The sequence below is a fragment of the Streptomyces sp. ATCC 21386 genome, assembly GCF_018728545.1.
Classification (GTDB): domain Bacteria; phylum Actinomycetota; class Actinomycetes; order Streptomycetales; family Streptomycetaceae; genus Streptomyces.
This window is the reverse complement of the sequence record NZ_JAAVVL010000001.1, coordinates 7,823,954-7,842,056: the sequence shown is the minus strand read 5'-3', so window position 1 is coordinate 7,842,056 and position 18,103 is coordinate 7,823,954. Positions and strand designations below refer to the sequence as shown.

The window sequence follows — 18,103 nt, the reverse complement described above, 5'->3', positions numbered from 1 at the left end:
TGCAGGGAATCCAGAGCATTGTGAAATGGCCCTCAGAAACCGCTTGTATTCGGTCGCCCGACCTGCGGCGGAGGGCTTCCTGGCTGAAATCTGTGGAAAATCTGGCGTCGTTTTAGTGTTCGCTTAACCTTCCTCTGGTCATCGCCCCTCTACGGTCGTCAAGGCAGGTCAGTCCAGGTCAGGACAGGTCAGAGCAGGCTGGAACAGCTCGGAACCAGTACAGGGAGGCACGATGAAGGCGTTGCTGGATCGCGCCCGGTCGTTCAAACGGCGGGTCGACTTCGAGAGCGACGAATACCGAAAACTCGCCGTAGGGCAATTTCCCGAGGCGCTGTTCATCACCTGCTCGGACTCGCGGGTGATTCCCGCGCTGATCACCGGGGCGCGGCCCGGTGAGATATTCGAGCTGCGAAATGCGGGCAACATCGTGCCGCCGCACGACGCGTACGGGGCCGCCTCCGGCGAGGCCGCCACCATCGAGTACGCGCTGGAGGTGCTCGGCGTTCAGGACATCGTGGTGTGTGGCCATTCCCACTGCGGTGCGATGGGCGCGCTGAAGTACGGCGCCGACCTGTCCGGGCTGCCCCGGGTGGACGCCTGGCTCGACTACGCCCGGCCCGCGCTCGAACCGGTCCTGGGGGATGCCACCGGCAGCGAAAGCACCGGAAGGGACGGCACCAGTAGCGACGGCGCCGGCAGGGACAGTGCCTCGTCCGAGGATCCCTCCCTGCGTGAGGTCGTCCAGCTCAACATCCGCAATCAGCTGGCCGTCCTGCGGGACTACCCGGTCGCCCGGCAGCAACTCGACGCCGGACGGCTGCGGTTGCACGGCTGGTACTACGAGATCGACACCGGCCAGGTGCACGAACTCGACGCGGACGGCGACTTCCAGGTGCACGGTTCATGAGCGGGGCGCACGGACGCCGGACCGGGGCGGGAGGCGGCGCCCACCGGTCCCACAGGAACGGCCGAAGCGGCGGACCCGGGTTACCCGGATACGTACCTGACCCGCCCCCCTACGCCCCGGACTACGCCCCGGAGTTCGCTCCGGACAACGGTGCACCGACGGAGTGGACCGCCCCCGAGCCCTTGGGCCGGGACCCCCTTGGCCGGGATCATGCGGGCCAGAACCATCCGCCCTCCGGGCCCGAGCGTTCCCGCACCAGGGCCTCCGCCGGGCGCATCGACTTCGGTACGGAGATCACCGCGTCCCTAGTCGTCTTCCTGGTCGCGCTGCCGCTGTGCATCGGCGTGGCCGTGGCCTCCGGCGTACCCGCCGAGCTGGGCATCATCTCGGGGGTGATCGGCGGTCTGGTGGTCGGCGCGGTGAGGGGCAGCACCCTCCAGGTCAGCGGCCCGGCGGCCGGGCTCGCGGCGCTCGTCGCGGAGACCGTCATGGAGTTCGGCGTCGCGATGCTCGGCGTGATCGTCCTCTTCTCCGGCCTCCTCCAGATCGTGCTGGGCCTGGTGAAACTGGGCCGGATGTTCCAGGCGATCTCCATCGCCGTCGTGCAGGGCATGCTCGCAGGCATCGGACTGCCGCTGATGTTCAGCCAGCTCTACCCGATGTCCGACGCCAAGGCGCCGGGGACTCCCTTGGACAACATGGCGGGCGTCCCCGGACTGATCGCCGACACCGTGACGAACCCGCAGGCCCTGATCGCGGCCGGGCTCGGGATCGTCACGATCGTGCTGAGCTTCGTCTGGAAGCAGGTGCCGGGGCCGGTCAGGAAGATCCCGGCCGCGCTCGTGGCCGTCGGTATCGGTATCGCGGTCGCCTCGTTGCCGGGCGTCGAGGTGAAGACTCTCCAGGTCGGCAATCTGCTGGCGTCCGTGGACGTGCCGGGGCCGGAGCAGCTGTCCGGGTTGGCCGGCGCCGGGGTCATCACGGCGATCCTCACCTTCACCGTGATCGCGTCGGCGGAGAGTCTGTTCACCGCCGCCGCCGTGGACCGGATGCACGACGGTCCGCGCACCCGGTACAACACCGAGCTCATCGCCCAGGGCGCGGGCAACACCGTCGCCGGCCTCCTCGGCGCGCTGCCCATCACGGCGGTCGTGGCGCGGAGCTCGGCGAACGTTCAGGCCGGTGCCAAGACCCGTCTCTCCCGTACGCTGCACGGCCTCTGGCTGCTCGCCTTCGCGCTGCTGCTGCCGCAGGTGCTCGCGCTGATCCCGATCTCGGTGCTCGCGGGTGTCCTCGTGCACAGCGGGTGGAAGCTGTTCGCGCCGGAGCAGTTCCCGAAGATGTGGCGGCAGGACCGGGGCGAGTTCGCGGTGATGACGCTGACCACGCTGGTCATCACGGCGACGGCACTGCTCGAAGGGGTGCTGTTCGGGCTGGCCGCGGGGGTGGTGCTGGCCGCGCTGCGGATGTCGCAGACGGTGATCCGGCAGCACATCGAGGACGACACGGCGAAGGTCGTCATGGCGGGCAACGCGACGTTCCTGCGGTTGCCGAAGCTGATCGACGCGCTGGAGGGCGCTGCCGCCTCCGGCAAGCCGCGCATCCGGCTGGACCTGCTCGGGGTGACCCACCTCGACCATGCCTGCCGCAGCCAGATCGAGGAGTTCGTGGCGCAGCAGCGGGGGGCGGGCCTGCGGGTGGAACTGCTGATGCCGGACCTCACGAAGTCGCCTGCGGCCGCCGAGCCGAACGGGGCGATGGCCGAGGAGCGGGCGTTCACGGGGGCGGCGCAGCCGGAGCCGGAGCCAGTGCCGACGGAGGTGTGGGACTACGCGACGGTCGGTACGGCGGCGGTGGGCGGTACGGGGCGGCCGATGCCGACCGGGGCGGGGGGCGGTGCCCTGGCTGGGGGTGGGCCGGGGCCCGACGCCGAGTGGTTCTATCTCGACACCCGGCCGATGCCGGGGGTGCCGGAGGACCGGCCGTCGTTGTTGCGCCGGGGTCGCGATTGGGGGGAGTGAGCGGAGGGCTCGTTGGCGGGTGCGGGTGCGGGTGCGGGTGCGGGTGCGGGTGCGGGTGCGGGTCCGGTGGGGGCGGGCCGCGCAGTTCCCCGCGCCCCTGAAAAGCGAAGCCGGGGCTACGCCCGGCTTCGCTTTCAGCCAGGCCGAGTGACCCACCGGAGCCTCCGTCGCCGCACCTCCCGCAACACCCCCACCCGGTCTACGCTGGAAACGCCCCAGAAGCCCTCGGGAAGGCGGCGTCATGACCGGCTGGAGCGTGCGTGACATCCCCGATCAGCGCGGCCGTTCCGCCGTCGTCACCGGTGCCAACAGTGGTATCGGATACGCCGCCGCCAGGGAGCTCGCCCGCCGTGGCGCGCATGTCGTCCTCGCCTGTCGGAGCGCGGAGCGCGGCGCCGCCGCCCTGGAGCGGATGAGCTCCGAAGTGCCGGACGGCAGCGTCGAGTTGATGCGGCTCGACCTCGGCGACCTCGGCTCCGTGCGGGAGTTCGCGGAGGCCTATGCGCAGGCGAGCGACCGGCTGGATCTGCTCGTCAACAACGCGGGTGTGATGGCCGTGGCGCGGAGCCGTACGGCCGACGGCTTCGAGACGCAGTTCGGGACGAACCACCTCGGCCACTTCGCCCTCACCGGCCTGCTCCTGCCGGCCCTCCTCGCCACGCCGGGCGCCCGTGTCGTGACCGTCTCCAGCATGATGCACCTACGGGCCAACATCGACATGAACGACCTCAACAGCGAGCGCAAGTACGGGCGTTGGCTCGCCTACGGCCGCTCCAAGACCGCCAACCTGCTGTTCACCCACGAGCTGGCCCGGCGCCTGGCGGCAAGCGGCTCGGAGGTCATCGCCGCGGCCGCGCACCCCGGTTACGCGTCGACCAACCTCCAGACGGCCGGACCCAGCGCCGAGGGCCGCAGGGGGGTCGAACGCTTCATGCGGGTCGGCAACCGCTTCTTCGCCCAGTCGGCGGAGGACGGCGCCCTGCCCACCCTCTACGCGGCGACCGCCCCCGCCGTACGCCCCGACTCCTTCGTCGGCCCGTCGTTCGCGATGTGGCGCGGCGCCCCGTCCCCGTCCCCGCGTGCCCCCTGGACCTCGGACGACCGGATGAGCGAACGCCTCTGGACCGCGTCCGAGCAGCTCACCGGCATCACGTACGACGAGCTGAAGGCCTGACCCGACGGCTTGATCCACCAGCTTGATCCCACGGCCTGATCCGACAGCTCGATCCCACGGCTCGATCCCACGGCTCGATCCCGCAGCCCGGCTCGCCATGGCCGCGTGCCGCGTACCCCTCACGATGCCGCGGGGGACGGTTCGGCCATCGCCGAACCGTCCCGCCCCCACCATGGGACCATGACCTCCGCACCCCGCACACCACACATGCCCCCCGCACCTCAGCCACCCACGGCCGCGTCGCCCGGGACGCACACCGCGCTCTCGCCCTTCGCCCGGCTGCATCACGAATCCGTCCCGCTGCTGCTGCCCAACGCCTGGGACCACGCCTCGGCGGCGGCCCTCGCGGCCGCGGGATTCCCGGCCGTCGGCACCACCAGCCTGGGCGTGGCCGCCGCACTCGGGCTGCCGGACGGGGCCGCCGCCACCGTCGGCGCGACCGTGGCGCTGACCCGCCGTCTCGGGTCGGGCCCGTTCCTGCTCAGCGTCGACGCGGAGGGCGGCTTCAGCGACGACCCGGAGGAAGTGGCCGCCCTGGCCGTCGAGTTGTACGAGGCGGGCGCGGCCGGGATCAACCTGGAGGACGGCCGCCCCGACGGCACGCTCACCCCCGTGGAGGCGCACGCCGCGAAGATCACCGCCGTCAAGGCCGCCGTACCGGGGCTGTTCGTGAACGCCCGCACCGACACCCACTGGCTGGGCCGCGCACGGGAGGAGACCGCCACGCGGCTCGCGGTCTACGAACGGGCCGGTGCGGGCGGGGCGTTCGTGCCGGGACTCGCCGACCCGGAGGCCATCGCCGCGCTGACCGCCACCCTCGTGGTGCCGCTCAACATCCTGTACACACCCACCGGCCCCACACTCCCGGAGCTGACCGCCCTGGGCGTGCGCCGGGTCAGCCTCGGCTCGCTGCTCTACCGCACCGCCCTCGCCGCGGCCGTCACCACCGCGACCGCCGTGCGGGACGGCCGCCCGACGGAGCCGAAGATCCCCTCCCGCATCCCCTCCTACGCCGAGGTGCAGGGGTACAGCCACTGAGGCGCCGACCGGGAGCGGCCCGCGCGAACCCGCCCCCACCGGCACGACGACGCGCGCGGCGCGCGGATGCCAGGTCGGACGGGGCCCGTCCGTGGGGCGTTACGCGGCCCGCACCTCGTACGCCGTGATCCGTACGTCCTCGTCGTCCAGGCACTGCCCGGTCTCCAGGTCGAAGCGCTGCTTCAGGAGCGGGGAGGCCACGAAGGGGCGGCCCTGGTGGCTGCCGGTCAGGCCCCGGGAGAGGACGGCGGCGCCGCTGAAAGGGTCGCGGTTGTCGATGGCGTACAGCTTGCCCGCGCGGTCGAGGAACAGCGCGGCCTGTTCGCCGTCGGGGAGCAGGGCCGCCACACCGCGGCCCGGGATCAGCAGGGCCAGGTCGCAGACCGTGAACCAGCCGTCCGCCAGCCGCAGTTGGACCTTGACGTCGATCTTCTCGGGGGCGAGGGTCATCGGGCGCTTCCTTCCAGGACATCGGCGGGCCGCAGGCCGATGGACAGCAGGGGCAGGTCGGGCTTGATCTGGCCGCGCTCGGGGACGAAGCCGACGACCGGGTCCGGGGTGTCCGGGGCGTTGACGAAGGACACGAACCGGGCGAGCTTCTCGGGGTCGTTGATGGTGGAGGCCCACTCGTCGGCGTAGTGCGAGACGTGGTCCGCCATCAGGGACTCCAGCTCCTCGCAGATGCCGAGGGAGTCCTCCACGACCACGTCCCGGACGTGGTCCAGGCCGCCGGAGATCCGCTCCAGCCACGTCGAGGTGCGCTCCAGGCGGTCGGCGGTGCGGATGTAGAACATCAGGAACCGGTCGATCAGCCTGATCAGTTCGGCGTCGGAGAGGTCCTGGGCCAGCAGGTCCGCGTGGCGCGGGGTGGCGCCGCCGTTGCCGCCGACGTAGAGGTTCCAGCCGTTCGACGTCGCGATGACGCCGAAGTCCTTCGACTGGGCCTCCGCGCACTCGCGGGCGCAGCCCGAGACCGCCGACTTCAGCTTGTGGGGGGACCTGAGTCCCCGGTAGCGCAGCTCCAGGTCGATCGCCATGCGGACCGAGTCCTGGACGCCGTAGCGGCACCAGGTCTGGCCGACGCAGGACTTCACCGTGCGCAGCGACTTGCCGTAGGCGTGGCCCGACTCGAAGCCGGCGTCCACCAAACGGGTCCAGATGACGGGCAGTTGCTCGACGCGGGCGCCGAACATGTCGATCCGCTGACCTCCCGTGATCTTCGTGTAGAGACCGAAGTCGCGGGCGATCTCACCGATCACGATCAGGCCCTCGGGGGTGATCTCACCGCCGGGGATGCGCGGGACGACCGAGTACGAGCCGTTCTTCTGCAGGTTGGCCAGGAAGTGGTCGTTGCTGTCCTGGAGCGCGGCCTGCTCACCGTCCAGGACGTAGCCGCTGGCGCCGATGGTCGGGGCGAGGGAGGCGATGATCGAGCCGACGGCCGGCTTGCAGATCTCGCAGCCGTCGCCGCCCTTGGCCCCGTCGCGGCCGTACCGGTCCAGCAGATCCTGGTAGGTGTTGATGCGCAGGGCGAGGACGATCTCGTACAGCTCCTCGCGGGTCTGCGAGAAGCAGCCGCACAGGCCCTTGTCGACGACGACACCGCCGGCCTCCAGCTCGGCGGTGACGAGCTGGCCGAGGACCTTGACGCAACTGCCGCAGCCCGTACCGGCCTTGGTGCACTTCTTGACCTCGGGGACGGTCGTGCACTGGTGGTCGGTGACCGCGCCCCGGATCGCGCCCTTGGACACGTTGTGGCAGGAGCAGATGATCGCGTCGTCCGGCAGCGCGGACGGGCCGAGCTGGGCGCCGCCGCCGGAGCCCGCCGGGAGCACCAGCGACTCGGGCGAGACCGGCGGGACCGATCCGGTGAAGGCCTTCAGCGTGCCGTACGCGTCCGCGTCACCGACCAGGATGCCGCCGAGCAGCTCGCCGTCCCGGCCGATGACCAGCTTCTTGTAGATGCCGGAGCGGGAGTCGGAGTACACGACGTCCAGGCAGTCGGCGGTCGCGCCGTGCGCGTCACCGAAGGAGGCCACGTCGACGCCGAGGAGCTTCAGCTTGGTGGACAGGTCGGCGCCGGTGAAGGCGGCCTCGTCGGCGGCGATGGTCGCGGCGGCCGTCTCGGCCTGCTCGTAACCGGGGGCCACCAGGCCGTACACCCGCCCGTCGGAGGCCAGCGCGCACTCGCCGATCGCGAACACGTGCGGGTCGTCGACGGTCCGGCACTGCTCGTCCACGGTGATGCCGCCGCGCTCGCCGACCGTCAGACCGCAGTCGCGGGCCAGCTGGTCACGGGGGCGGACGCCGGCGGAGAACACCACCAGGTCGGTGGCGAGTTCGGAGCCGTCTGACAGCTTCATGCCGGTGACCGCGCCGGACTCGTCGACGACGATCTCCTGCGTGCCCACACCGGTGTGGACCGACAGACCCATGTCCTGGATGGTGCGCAGCAGCGCGGCGCCACCGCCGTCGTCCACCTGCACCGGCATCAGCCGGGGCGCGAACTCCACGATGTGCGAGGTGAGTCCGAGACCCTTCAGCGCACCGGCCGCCTCCAGACCGAGCAGACCGCCGCCGACCACGGCACCGGTCTCGGCCGTCTTCGCGTACTCCTCGATCGCGAGGAGGTCCTCGATCGTGCGGTAGACGAAGCAGCCCGTGGCGTCCTTGCCCGGGACGGGCGGCACGAACGGGAACGAACCGGTGGCGAGGACGAGGATGTCGTACTCGAAGACCTGCCCGGAGCGTGCGGTGACCTTCTTCGACTCACGGTCGATCGTCTCGGCCGGGTCGCCGACGAACAGCTCGATGCCGTGCGTCTCGATGAACTCCATGTCGGTCATCGACAGGTCCTCGGGCGTCTTGCCCGCGAAGTACGAGGTGAGCGCCACCCGGTCGTACGCCGGGCGCGGCTCCTCGCAGAGCACGACCACGCGGTGCGTGGCGGTCAGGCCGCGCTCGGCGAGCGCTTCGAGGAAGCGCTGGCCGACCATGCCGTGGCCGACGAGCACGATCGTGGGGGTGGCCCCCAGGGTGGCGGACATTCAGGAGCCTCCATCGTTGGTGAGCAGGTGGAGCAGGGGAGCGCCGTTTCCGGGGAGCGGCTCCGCTCCCTCCCAGGCGCGGGCGAGCGCGCCGACGGTGCCGAGTTCGCCGACGAGCACCCCACCGACCAGGCGGTCGTCGCGGACGACGACCTTGCGGTACGTGCCGCGCGTGGCGTCGGCCAGCTGGATGACGTCGTCACCGGGCAGGGGGTCGGGCTCCCCGAACGCGGCGAGGTCGAGGAAGTCCGCTCCGGCGAGCGTCAGCCGGGTCAGGGCGCGGGTGCCGGTGTACCGGGCGGCCGGGTTCCCCGCGAGCAACTCGGCCAGGACATCGGCCTGTTCGAGCGCGGGGGTCGCGAGTCCGTACACCGTGCCCTCGAACTGGGCGCAGTCGCCGATGGCGTGGATGCGCGGGTCGGAGCTGCGCAGCTCCTCGTCGACGATGACGCCCTTGTGCACCGCGAGCCCCGCCTCCTGGGCGAGACCCACTCGGGGGTGGACCCCGCAGGCGATGACCACGAGGTCCGCGTCGAGGGCGTACCCGTCGGCCATCGAGACCGACCGCACGGTCCCGCCGACGCTGCGCACGGCACGCACACGCGTCTCGGTGTGCACCTCGACACCGAGGTCGGTCAGGTGTCGGCGCACCAACTTGGATGCGGACGGGTCGAGTTGACGTTCCATCAGTCGCTCGCCCTGCTGGGCGAGAACGACCTGGGCGCCGCGCAGGGCGAGCGCGCGGGAGGCGGAGACCCCGAGGAGCCCGCCCCCGATGACGACGGCGCGCGCCCCCGGCCGTACGGCCTCGGACAGCCGCATGCAGTCGTCCATGGTCCGAAAGGCGTGCACCCCGTCGGGGAACTCGTGCCGCTCCGGGTCCCAGAGGCCGCGCAGCGGCGGCAGCACCGGGTTCGAACCGGTCGCGAGGACCAGCCTGTCGTACGCGATCTCCGCACCGTCCGCGAGATGTACGGCTCGCATCTCGCGGTCGATACGGACCACCCGGCCGCGCGTCAGCTCGGCGGGGGCGGGCAACGCGATGACCTCGGGTGCGTACCGACCGGCCAGCACCTCGGCGAGCAGCACCCGGTTGTAGGGTGTGTGCTCCTCCTCGCCCACCAGCGTGGCGGGCATGCCGAGCTCTCCCAGCCGCCGGGCGAGACGTACACCCGCGAGGCCGGAGCCGATCACCACCACACGCTCATTCGAGGTCATGTCCTTGAGCGTGCGGTGCCGGTGTTACCCGACCGCATCACATCTGTTTCCCGCGAGGAACGCTGCCCTCCCCATGGCCCCGAGCGGTGTGTGAGGGGTTTCCGAAAGGCCCGGGTGGGGTGTGAGGACACCCGGGATCACTGCGCTGACCTGGTGATACGAGAGTCATGCGGGCGTATACGGGAGCCTGGGCCGGGGCGCGGGCGAACGCGGGCGCCCCGGGCCGCGGTGCCGTAGGTCACGTCGGGCGGTGCCGTAGGTCACGTGGCGCGGGGGCCGCGGCGAAACATTCCCGGGCGGACTGGCGGCGGACTGGCGGTGGGCCGGGGGTGGAGCGAGGACGGTCCGGCGGTGGACCGGCGGTGGACCGGCGGTGGACCGGCGGTGGACCGGGGACGGACCCGTGGCGGAGCGGGGGAGGGGCGCCCGAGCTCAGAAGTTCCTCAGGTCGATGGACGGCACACCCATCTCGCCGCATAGGGTCGCGATCATGCCTGACATATCGCTGACCACGGTCGTCGTCCTGTGCGTGGCCGCCCTCGCGGCCGGCTGGATCGACGCCGTGGTGGGCGGCGGCGGTCTCCTGCTCCTGCCCGCCCTGCTCCTCGGCCTGCCGAACGGCGCCTCGGCCGCGCAGTACGCGCTGGGCACCAACAAGGCCGTCGCCATCGTCGGGACCACGGGCGCCGCGGTGACGTACGCCCGGCGCACCCCCGTCGACGTGAAAACCGCCGTACGCATCGGCCTCGCGGCACTCGCGGGCTCGACGGCCGGCGCCTTCGTGGCCGCCGGCATGAGCACCGAGGTCCTGAAGCCCGTCGTGATGGTGGTCCTGCTCGGCGTGGGCGCCTTCGTGATCCTGCGCCCCTCCTTCGGCACGGCCCCCGGCACCGGCCCGGTCTCCGCGCGCCGCGTCCTCGCCGCGATCGGCCTCGCGGGCGTCGGCATCGGCTTCTACGACGGCCTCGTCGGCCCCGGCACCGGCACGTTCCTGGTCCTCGCCCTGACCGCCGTCCTCCACCTCGACCTGGTCAGCGCCTCCGCCACCGCCAAGATCGTCAACTGCTGCACCAACGCGGGCGCCCTTGCCACCTTCGCCTGGAAGGGCACGGTGTACTGGCAACTGGCGGCCCTGATGGCGGTCTTCAACCTCGTCGGCGGGACCGTGGGCGCCCACACCGCCCTCAAGAAGGGCAGCGGCTTCGTCCGTGTCGTCCTGCTGACGGTCGTGTTCACCCTGGTGGCGAAGATGGGGTACGAGCAGTGGGTGGCGTGAAAGGCCGACCTGCGGGGGAAGGGCGGGCGCCGGTGATCAGCCGGCGCGGTCTCCGTCGCGGCTGCCGGTGAGGTGGGCGTCTCGGCTGCCGGTGAGGTGGGCGAAGACGACCACGTTCCCGCGGTAACCGGTCGCCCGTGAGTATCCGCCGCCGCAGGTGATGACCCGCAGTTCGGGCCTCGGCGCGGCCCCGTACACCTTCTCGTCGGGGAAGTCGCTCGCGTCGTACACCTCCACCGCGTCCACCGTGAACAGTGCGGTGCCGCCGTCCTGCCGGTCCACCTCGATGGTGGCACCCCGCCGCAGCGCGCCGAGGCGGTAGAACACGGCGGCCCCATCGGCGTTGTCCACGTGCCCGGCGACGATCGCGGTGCCCCGCTCACCCGGTGTCGTACCGGCCTCGTACCAGCCCGCCAGGTTCTCCTTCTCGGCGGGCGGGACGTCGAGGCTGCCGGTGGGCGTCAGGCCGAGTCCCATGAGCGGCGCGTCGACGCGGAGGGAGGGGACGCGGATCCGGACGGGTGGGGAGGCCGGAAGCGCGGCGGCCGCGGACCCGTCGTGGCCCCGTCCGCTCGACGTGCCCGACGCACCGCTCGACCGGCTGTGGGCCTGCGCGGCCGACGGCTGCGGCGGCGCGTGCGACGCGGTCCCGCTGCGCAGCAACCACGCGCCCGAACAGAGGGCCACCACGGTGACCCCGGCTATGACGGCATTGGCGAGCCGACGCACAGAAACCTCCTCGACCTCCTCAACCTCCTCATGGGCCGACGGGCACCCCGTCGGGCGCGCCGCAGGCTGGTGCCCCTTGTTCCTCCCCTCCGGGTCGAGGGGCGTCGGACCCGGAGGGGAGGAGGGGACGGCGGTACCGGCGGACGGACGGCGGAGGGTGTCCGTCAGATCCCGTCGCCTCTCGCCCGGCGATGCAGGAGCCAGGTACCGCCCGCGGCGGCGACGGCCAGGGCCGCCACACCCGCCGCGGTCTGCACGGGGTCGGGACCGAGTGCGCCACCGACCCCCGTCTTCACACTTCCCCTCGGATACGCGGGCTGTCCGGTCCGCGTGCCGGTGAGCGAGACGACCAGGTCGCCGGTGACCCTAGAGGTCCCGTCCGCGCAGGTCGCGATGATCTCGTACGTTCCCGGCTGCGCGCTCGGCGGCACCTCGAACCGCCCGTCGAGCCGCCCCTGCCCCGCGCCCGGGGTGAGCGAGAAGGAGCCGGCGCCGACCGCGCTGGCGTCCCCCGTGGCGGAACCGTCCGCACCGCAGGCCGCCGTGCGCACGGTGACCTCGTCGCCGGGGACGACACCGGCGGGGGACAGTTCGAGCCGCCCGGTGCCCGCACCGCCGTACGCGGGTGTGCCGGCGAGGGCCGCGAAGGCGAGGGCGAGCGCGGTCGTGGCCAGCGGCCGGGCGGTACGTCGCATCGTGCTGCCTCCTCCGAGAGTCCTCCGTTCCCTTCCGAGGTAAGTGGCTCTCCGCCCCGCGCGCTTGCTGATGGTGCGTCAGAAATGAGGTGAATGGGTGTCAGGGGGTGGGCGGTGAAAGCCGGACCGGTGGATGTTTGGGCAGGTCATGGGGGTGCGCACGGTGGGTGCGCCGAAAAGGAACGCGCCGGGTGACCGGTGGGGGTGTGAACGGGTGACCGAGGGGATCGGGGAGGGGTTGGGGGCGGGGGTGCGGAGCCGTCCTCCGGTACGGGAACGCCGCGCGATCCGGCGCCGCTTGACCTCAAGCAACATTGAGGTATCACGCTGAGGCCCATGAAAACCGCGACGCACACCACCCACGCCGTTTCCGCCCGGACTCCCGCCTCCGCGCGCTCGCCCGCGCCCGTTCCTCCTCCCGTTCCCTTCTCCACCGCGCCGGTGCGGGTGACGCTGGTCATCGGCAGCAACCGCACCGGCCGCTTCGGATCGGTGATCGCCGACTGGCTGCTGAGCCGGGTCCGGGAGCACGGCGGCTTCGAGGTCGACGTGGTGGACGTCGCCGAGGCCGACCTGCCGACGACGTTCGCGCCGACCGCCGAGGCCACGGCGCGACTGGCCGAGATCACCCCGAAGCTGGCGGAGGCGGAGGCGTTCATCGTCCTGACCCCCGAGTACAACCACTCGTACCCGGCGGCCCTGAAGAACCTCATCGACTGGCACTACGAGGAATGGCGGGCCAAGCCGGTGGCCCTGGTCTCCTACGGTGGCGTCTCAGGAGGCCTCCGCGCGGTGGAGCACCTCCGTCAGGTCTTCGCGGAACTCCACGCGACCACGATCCGGGACACGGTCTCCTTCCACAACGCCCACGCCGCCTTCGACGAAACCGGCGGCCTCCATGAGCCGACCGCCCCGAACGCGGCGGCCCGGACGATGCTGAACCACCTCTCCTGGTGGGGCCACGCGCTACGCGAAGCGAAGGAGAGGCGACCGTACGGGGGTTGAGGGCCGGGGAGGACGGCCCGCGCCCCGAAAGGGGAGCCGGGAACTACGCGAGGACCCCAGCCGACCCGCGGACGAACGACAGGCGCCCGGGGGAGGCGAAGGGGCGCAGCCTCTCGGGATGTGACGGGTGGGGGCGGCGGGGGGACAGTGGGGGCGGCGGGGGCGAGAATCCACGTGCCCCACCGCCACCCCCTCGTCATCCACAACCGCCTCCAGGCCCCCCGCCCCCACCTTCCGGATCCTCCGGCGACGGCTCGACGGGCTCCTGGAAGGGCGGGGTCTCCTCGGCGGGCGGTTCGACGACGGGTGGGGCTTCTTCGGCGGGCGGTTCGACGACGGGTGGGGCTTCTTCGGCAGGTGGCTCGACGACGGGTGGGGCTTCTTCGGCGGGCGGTTCGACGACGGGTGGGGCTTCTTCGGCGGGCGGTTCGACGACGGGTGGGGCTTCCTCGGCAGGTGGCTCGACGACGGGTGGGGCTTCCTCGGCGGGCGGTTCGACGACGGGTGGGGCTTCCTCGGCGGGCGGTTCGACGACGGGTGGGGCTTCCTCGGCGGGCGGCTCGACGGCAGGCGGTGCCTCCTCCGCGGGCGGTTCCACCACAGGCGGTGCCTCCTCTGCAGGCGGCTCCACCCCAGCCCCAGCCGGCTCCTCGACCCTCGGTTGTTCAACTCCCGGTCCCTCGACCCTCGGCTCGTCAACCCCCGGCTCCTCGCCCTCAGGCCCGCCAACCCTCGGCTTCTCGCCGCCAGGCCCGGCAACCCTCGGCTTCTCGCCCTCAGATCCCTCACCCCCCGGCGATTCAGGCGCCCTTACCTCCAGCCCGCCCTCCTCCTCACCGGAACCCACGCCCCCACCGCCGCCCCCCGCGCCCTCCACACGAGGCGAGACCACCGCATCCGTAACCGCTCCCCGGTGCTCGACGACATCGGGAGACGCCACCTCGGGCCGATGCGGCGCGGGCGCCTGCGCGACCGGCGCGCGGCGCTCGGGTCCCGCCCCCGAGTCGAGGGGCCCGAGCACGATGCCGGCCACGACCGCCGCGGCAGCGGCGGCCGCTCCGACCGCCGCGACGGTGGGCACCTTCACCCCACCCACGCCTCCCGTGCCACGCGCCCCACTCGCCGCCTGCCGCACGGCGTGCAGCAACTGGCCACCCCCGTGCCCACCCGCGGAGCCGAGCACCGCGGCCGTACCGGCGGAGCCACCCGTGAGGGCCATCAGCACCTTGCCCCCACCTCCACCCACGACGAACACCAGCAGCGCGGGACCGACGAACGCGGGCAGCCGGTCGTTCGTGCGCATCAGCACGGCGAGCCGCGCCCGGCAGTCGTCGCACACGTCCACATGGCTGAGCAGTTGCTCGGACTGCCGGGCGGTCGCCGTACCGCGCACATACGCCGGCATGCGCCCCCAACGCACCTGGCACGCCGGATCGATCGGCGCACCGGGCTGCTCGCGCAGGAACGCCTGGCGCATCCCCTCGCGCGCCCGATGCAGCAGCACCGCCGTCGCGCCCTGCTTCGCGCCGATGCGCTGTCCGACCGTCTCCAGCGGCTGGCCCTCCGCCTCGGCCAGCCACAACGCCTGCACCCACCGCTCTGGCAGCTGGCCCAGCACCCGTACCAACAGATCGACGGAGGAGACCTGTTCGGCGGGGTCGGTGGCGTCGGCCACCCGGACGTCGGCCTCGGCCCGCTCGGGAGCCGTCGGATCCAGCGGCGTCTCCCGCGTCGCGGTGGAGCCGACGGCCGCCGCGAGATGCCGCACCGTCGTCATCAGATAGGCGGGCACGTTGTCGATCTCGTGCCCTCCGGAGAGCCGCCGCCACACACGGAAGTGGGCCTCGGCGACGAGATCCTCGGCGGTCCAGGAGTTGCGGGTGAGGGAGCGCGCGTACGCGACCAGGCGCGGATGCTGTTCCTCGTAGATGCGGGTGTACGCGGCGGTCGCGGACCCGGACAGGCCGTCGGTCATGGCGGGAAACGCTCTCCAGTCGCCTATGGATGGAATGACGACGATTTTGTATGTGGAGATGACAAAAATCTCAAGCAATCACGCAAAGTGACGCGCGTCACAGCGGGTAACTTCGAAAGCGGCGTAATACATGGGGGCTTGGCGCGGTCGACAGGGCGTATCGCCCGAAGAAGCATCTGACGAACGCATGAACCCACGACATCCGAGCATCCGAAGTACCCGCGGCCGCTGAAGCATCCGCGGCTTCCGCAGTGCCGACATGCCTGACGACCCACCTGAAGCGCCCGAACTGGAGACCGCCCATGCCCCCCGCCCGGCCCGCCCGCCCGACGCCCCCCGCCCTGGAACAGAGCGCCCGCGCCCGCCTGATCACCCCGGGCTACGACGAGATCCCGGTACGCACCACCCTGCGCTACACCCCCGACGACCCCTTCGCCGTGCACATCGACTTCCCGTCCGGCTCCTCCGCCGACGGCGCCGACGTGACGTGGGCGTTCGCCCGCACGCTTCTCGCGGAGGGGCTGACCGGCCCGGCCGGGATCGGCGACGTGCACCTGTGGCCCTGCGGCCCGTCGCACACCGTCGTGGAACTCCACTCACCGCACGGCATGGCGATGATCCGTTTCGACACCCCCTCGCTCCGTCGCTTCCTGCACCGCTCGTACGCCGTCGTCGCGCTCGGCGGCGAGGACCTGGAACCGGCGCTCGACGACGGTCTGACGTCTCTGCTGGGTGGGGTCTGACGCGTCGACCCGGAGCGCCCGCTATGTTCGATCCGATCGTCCGGATATTCGGAGTGGGCACATGCAGACGACAGCAGAACCGGCCGGTCGGACAGGGCTGGGGGAAAGACCGTGACCGAGGGCGTGAGCAGGACCTCGAACAGCACCACCGCGGAAGCGGCCTTCGCCGGGGCGGAGGCCGATGACACCGACGCCGGCACACACCTGAACGCCGCCACCTCCGAGCGCCCCGCCACCTCCGAGCGCCCCGAGAACTCCGAGCGCCCCGAGAACTCCGACAACCCCGGGAACTCAGAGAACCCCGAACACGCCCACCACCCCGATAACGTCGAGAACCCCGATAACGCCGAGAACCCCTGGCCCCGTCACTGGCCCCTGCTGCTCCTCGGCGCGGCCCTCGTCCCCGGTGTCGTGCTGTTCGTGGTGGGGCGGGGGATGGAGCAGCCGGCGGTACAGGCGTGGCGGACCGTGTGCCTCTCCATCACCGTGCAGGCGCTGCCGTTCCTGCTGCTCGGGACGGCCCTGTCGGGTGCCATCAACGCATTCGTCCCGGCGCGCGTGTTCACCCGGGTGCTGCCGAAGAGGACGGCGCTCGCGGTCCCGGTCGCCGGTGCCGCCGGGGTCGTGCTGCCCGGCTGCGAGTGCGCCTCGGTGCCGGTCGCGCAGAGCCTGATCCGCCGGGGCGTCGACCCGGCCGCGGCCTTCGCGTTCCTCCTCTCCGCCCCGGCCATCAACCCGATCGTCCTCATCGCCACGGCCATCGCCTTCCCCGGCAGCCCCGCCATGGTGCTGGCCCGGTTGCTCGCCTCCCTCGTCACCGCCGCCGCGATGGGCTGGCTGTGGCTCTGGCTGGGGCGCGCGGAGTGGCTCAAGCCGGTCGCGCGGCACACGGGACACCGCCCCGGGGGGAGCCGCTGGAACGAGTTCCGCACCGGCTTTCAGCACGACTTCCTGCACGCGGGCGGCTTCCTCGTCGTCGGCGCGATGGCGGCGGCCACGTTCAATGTGCTCGTCCCGCGCACCGTGCTCGACACCTTCGCCGATTCGCCGTGGTTGTCGGTGCTGTTCCTCGCCGGGCTCGCCATCCTCCTCTCGGTGTGCTCCGAGGCGGACGCCTTCGTCGCCGCGTCCCTCACCGGCTTCTCACCCACCGCGCGGCTGACCTTCATGGTGGTGGGCCCCATGGTCGACCTGAAGCTGATCGCCCTGCAGACGGGCACCTTCGGCCGGGCCTTCGCGGTCCGCTTCTCCGCCGCGACGGTCGTCGTCGCGATCCTGTGCAGCGCGCTGATCGGAGCCGTACTCCTGTGAAACGACCCCTCCAGGCGCTCCTGCTCCTCCTCAGCGGCCTCGGCCTCCTGCACGCGACCCTCGTCACCGACGACTACCTGAGATACGTGAAGCAGGGCATGTACCCCCTCCTCGTGGCCTCGGGCGCACTGCTCCTCGCCCTGGGCACGGCGGAGGCCTGGTCACTGTGGAGACCGCGAGAAAAGGACGAACGGAAAGCCGGCACCGGCACAGCCACCGACCCCGGTGTGGGCACCGTCACCGCAATAGGCACAGGCATACGCGGTGACGCCGATACAGCCACCGGCACCCACGCCGGACCCGACCCCCACGCAGACGCCGACACAGATACCACCCCGGACGACCACGACCACGACCACTCCACCCCACCCCGGGTCGCCTGGCTCCTGCTCCTCCCCGCGCTGAGCCTGCTCTTCTACGCCCCGCCGGCCATCGGCGCGTACACCGCGTCCAGGGAGGCACCCAAGGCGGTGGCGGTCACGGACCAGGACGACTTCGACCCGCTGCCGAAGACCTCACCGCTCCCGATCACCCTCACCGATTTCACCCGCCGGGTGCAGCAGGACCGCGACCGGGCCATCGACGGCCGCACCGTCGAGATGACGGGCTTCGTCACCCCTGACAAGGGCACGTCCGCCGGGAACGCCGGGAACGGCGGGAGTGGCGGGAGTGGCGGGGACAGCCGAGACGACGGGACGGACACCTGGTACCTGACCCGCGCCATCTTCAGCTGCTGCGCGGCCGACGCCCAGTTCGTGAAGGTGCGCGTCCACGGCGCCCCGCCCCCGCCCGCCGACACCTGGGTCACCCTCACCGGCACCTGGCACTCCTCCGGCACCCTCGGCACGAGCTCCGCCGAGGCGGCCGTCGACGCCGACGCGGTCAAGAAGGTCCCCCGTCCCCCCAACGCATACGCCGACGCCCTCACCCCCACCCGCTGACCCAACCCCCGGGGACCTACAGC

At 72.0% G+C, this 18,103-nt stretch carries 15 protein-coding genes; 9 read left to right on the top strand and 6 right to left on the bottom strand.

Annotation, left to right across the window (positions count from 1 at the left end):
• Positions 1-232 precede the first annotated feature (232 nt).
• The 4 genes from GWK25_RS33635 (at position 233) to GWK25_RS33620 (ending at position 5,140) form a co-directional block, all read left to right on the top strand.
• The gene (locus GWK25_RS33635) at positions 233-907 is read left to right on the top strand and encodes a carbonic anhydrase (protein WP_215455322.1); all 675 of its coding nucleotides are present in this window, start codon (positions 233-235) and stop codon (positions 905-907) included.
• Positions 904-2,928: a SulP family inorganic anion transporter gene (locus GWK25_RS33630; protein ID WP_374200654.1), complete on the top strand. Its 2,025-nt coding sequence runs from the start codon at positions 904-906 to the stop codon at positions 2,926-2,928. The genes GWK25_RS33635 and GWK25_RS33630 overlap by 4 nt, the downstream gene beginning before the upstream one ends.
• Before the next feature lie 241 nt (positions 2,929-3,169).
• On the top strand, positions 3,170-4,102 hold the full coding sequence (locus GWK25_RS33625; RefSeq protein ID WP_215455321.1) for an oxidoreductase: 933 nt from the start codon (positions 3,170-3,172) through the stop codon (positions 4,100-4,102).
• Between the two features lie 180 nt (positions 4,103-4,282).
• A complete protein-coding gene (locus GWK25_RS33620; protein ID WP_215455320.1) occupies positions 4,283-5,140 on the top strand; it encodes an isocitrate lyase/phosphoenolpyruvate mutase family protein in 858 nt (285 codons plus the stop codon).
• A gap of 99 nt (positions 5,141-5,239) precedes the next feature.
• On the opposite strand, the gene nirD is transcribed toward GWK25_RS33620, so the two are convergent.
• From nirD to GWK25_RS33605, 3 genes are read right to left on the bottom strand one after another with little or no spacing between them, the layout of a single operon-like run.
• Complete coding sequence (gene nirD, locus GWK25_RS33615) at positions 5,240-5,590, bottom strand: nitrite reductase small subunit NirD (protein WP_215455319.1); 351 nt, start codon at positions 5,588-5,590, stop codon at positions 5,240-5,242.
• Positions 5,587-8,187 carry a nitrite reductase large subunit NirB gene (nirB, locus tag GWK25_RS33610; protein ID WP_215455318.1) on the bottom strand — a complete coding sequence of 867 codons (2,601 nt, stop codon included), beginning with the start codon at positions 8,185-8,187 and terminating at the stop codon, positions 5,587-5,589. The genes nirD and nirB overlap by 4 nt, the downstream gene beginning before the upstream one ends.
• Complete coding sequence (locus GWK25_RS33605) at positions 8,188-9,405, bottom strand: NAD(P)/FAD-dependent oxidoreductase (RefSeq protein WP_215455317.1); 1,218 nt, start codon at positions 9,403-9,405, stop codon at positions 8,188-8,190.
• Positions 9,406-9,895: 490 nt separating this feature from the next.
• Here GWK25_RS33605 and GWK25_RS33600 point away from each other — a divergent pair, with 490 nt between their 5' ends.
• Positions 9,896-10,681: a TSUP family transporter gene (locus GWK25_RS33600; protein ID WP_215455316.1), complete on the top strand. Its 786-nt coding sequence runs from the start codon at positions 9,896-9,898 to the stop codon at positions 10,679-10,681.
• A 36-nt stretch (positions 10,682-10,717) separates the two neighbouring features.
• Here GWK25_RS33600 and GWK25_RS33595 read toward each other — a convergent pair whose 3' ends face one another.
• Both GWK25_RS33595 and GWK25_RS33590 read right to left on the bottom strand, forming a co-directional pair.
• Complete coding sequence (locus GWK25_RS33595) at positions 10,718-11,410, bottom strand: class F sortase (RefSeq protein WP_215455315.1); 693 nt, start codon at positions 11,408-11,410, stop codon at positions 10,718-10,720.
• Positions 11,411-11,574: 164 nt separating this feature from the next.
• Positions 11,575-12,105 carry a hypothetical protein gene (locus tag GWK25_RS33590; RefSeq protein WP_215455314.1) on the bottom strand — a complete coding sequence of 177 codons (531 nt, stop codon included), beginning with the start codon at positions 12,103-12,105 and terminating at the stop codon, positions 11,575-11,577.
• A 336-nt stretch (positions 12,106-12,441) separates the two neighbouring features.
• Here GWK25_RS33590 and GWK25_RS33585 point away from each other — a divergent pair, with 336 nt between their 5' ends.
• On the top strand, positions 12,442-13,110 hold the full coding sequence (locus GWK25_RS33585) for an NADPH-dependent FMN reductase (protein WP_215455313.1): 669 nt from the start codon (positions 12,442-12,444) through the stop codon (positions 13,108-13,110).
• A gap of 196 nt (positions 13,111-13,306) precedes the next feature.
• On the opposite strand, the gene GWK25_RS33580 is transcribed toward GWK25_RS33585, so the two are convergent.
• Positions 13,307-15,085 carry a sigma-70 family RNA polymerase sigma factor gene (locus GWK25_RS33580; protein WP_215455312.1) on the bottom strand — a complete coding sequence of 593 codons (1,779 nt, stop codon included), beginning with the start codon at positions 15,083-15,085 and terminating at the stop codon, positions 13,307-13,309.
• A gap of 302 nt (positions 15,086-15,387) precedes the next feature.
• Between GWK25_RS33580 and GWK25_RS33575 the strand changes: the two genes are divergently transcribed.
• The 3 genes from GWK25_RS33575 to GWK25_RS33565 all read left to right on the top strand — a co-directional run bounded on the left by GWK25_RS33575 (position 15,388) and on the right by GWK25_RS33565 (position 18,080).
• On the top strand, positions 15,388-15,828 hold the full coding sequence (locus GWK25_RS33575) for an SsgA family sporulation/cell division regulator (protein ID WP_215455311.1): 441 nt from the start codon (positions 15,388-15,390) through the stop codon (positions 15,826-15,828).
• A gap of 111 nt (positions 15,829-15,939) precedes the next feature.
• Entirely contained in the window at positions 15,940-17,139 is a 1,200-nt protein-coding gene (locus GWK25_RS33570; protein ID WP_308404377.1) for a permease, read from the top strand.
• On the top strand, positions 17,136-18,080 hold the full coding sequence (locus tag GWK25_RS33565; protein WP_215455310.1) for a TIGR03943 family protein: 945 nt from the start codon (positions 17,136-17,138) through the stop codon (positions 18,078-18,080). Before GWK25_RS33570 ends, GWK25_RS33565 begins: the two co-directional genes overlap by 4 nt.
• Positions 18,081-18,103 lie beyond the last annotated feature (23 nt).

Bases quoted from the DNA above. Each gene is read 5' to 3' on its own strand.
- nirB (WP_215455318.1), bottom strand. From the start codon at position 8,187: ATGTCCGCCACCCTGGGGGCCACCCCCACGATCGTGCTCGTCGGCCAC.
- GWK25_RS33600 (WP_215455316.1), top strand. From the start codon at position 9,896: ATGCCTGACATATCGCTGACCACGGTCGTCGTCCTGTGCGTGGCCGCC.
- nirD (WP_215455319.1), bottom strand. From the start codon at position 5,590: ATGACCCTCGCCCCCGAGAAGATCGACGTCAAGGTCCAACTGCGGCTG.
- GWK25_RS33625 (WP_215455321.1), top strand. From the start codon at position 3,170: ATGACCGGCTGGAGCGTGCGTGACATCCCCGATCAGCGCGGCCGTTCC.
- GWK25_RS33585 (WP_215455313.1), top strand. From the start codon at position 12,442: ATGAAAACCGCGACGCACACCACCCACGCCGTTTCCGCCCGGACTCCC.
- GWK25_RS33575 (WP_215455311.1), top strand. From the start codon at position 15,388: ATGCCCCCCGCCCGGCCCGCCCGCCCGACGCCCCCCGCCCTGGAACAG.
- GWK25_RS33620 (WP_215455320.1), top strand. From the start codon at position 4,283: ATGACCTCCGCACCCCGCACACCACACATGCCCCCCGCACCTCAGCCA.
- GWK25_RS33580 (WP_215455312.1), bottom strand. From the start codon at position 15,085: ATGACCGACGGCCTGTCCGGGTCCGCGACCGCCGCGTACACCCGCATC.
- GWK25_RS33630 (WP_374200654.1), top strand. From the start codon at position 904: ATGAGCGGGGCGCACGGACGCCGGACCGGGGCGGGAGGCGGCGCCCAC.
- GWK25_RS33635 (WP_215455322.1), top strand. From the start codon at position 233: ATGAAGGCGTTGCTGGATCGCGCCCGGTCGTTCAAACGGCGGGTCGAC.
- GWK25_RS33605 (WP_215455317.1), bottom strand. From the start codon at position 9,405: ATGACCTCGAATGAGCGTGTGGTGGTGATCGGCTCCGGCCTCGCGGGT.
- GWK25_RS33590 (WP_215455314.1), bottom strand. From the start codon at position 12,105: ATGCGACGTACCGCCCGGCCGCTGGCCACGACCGCGCTCGCCCTCGCC.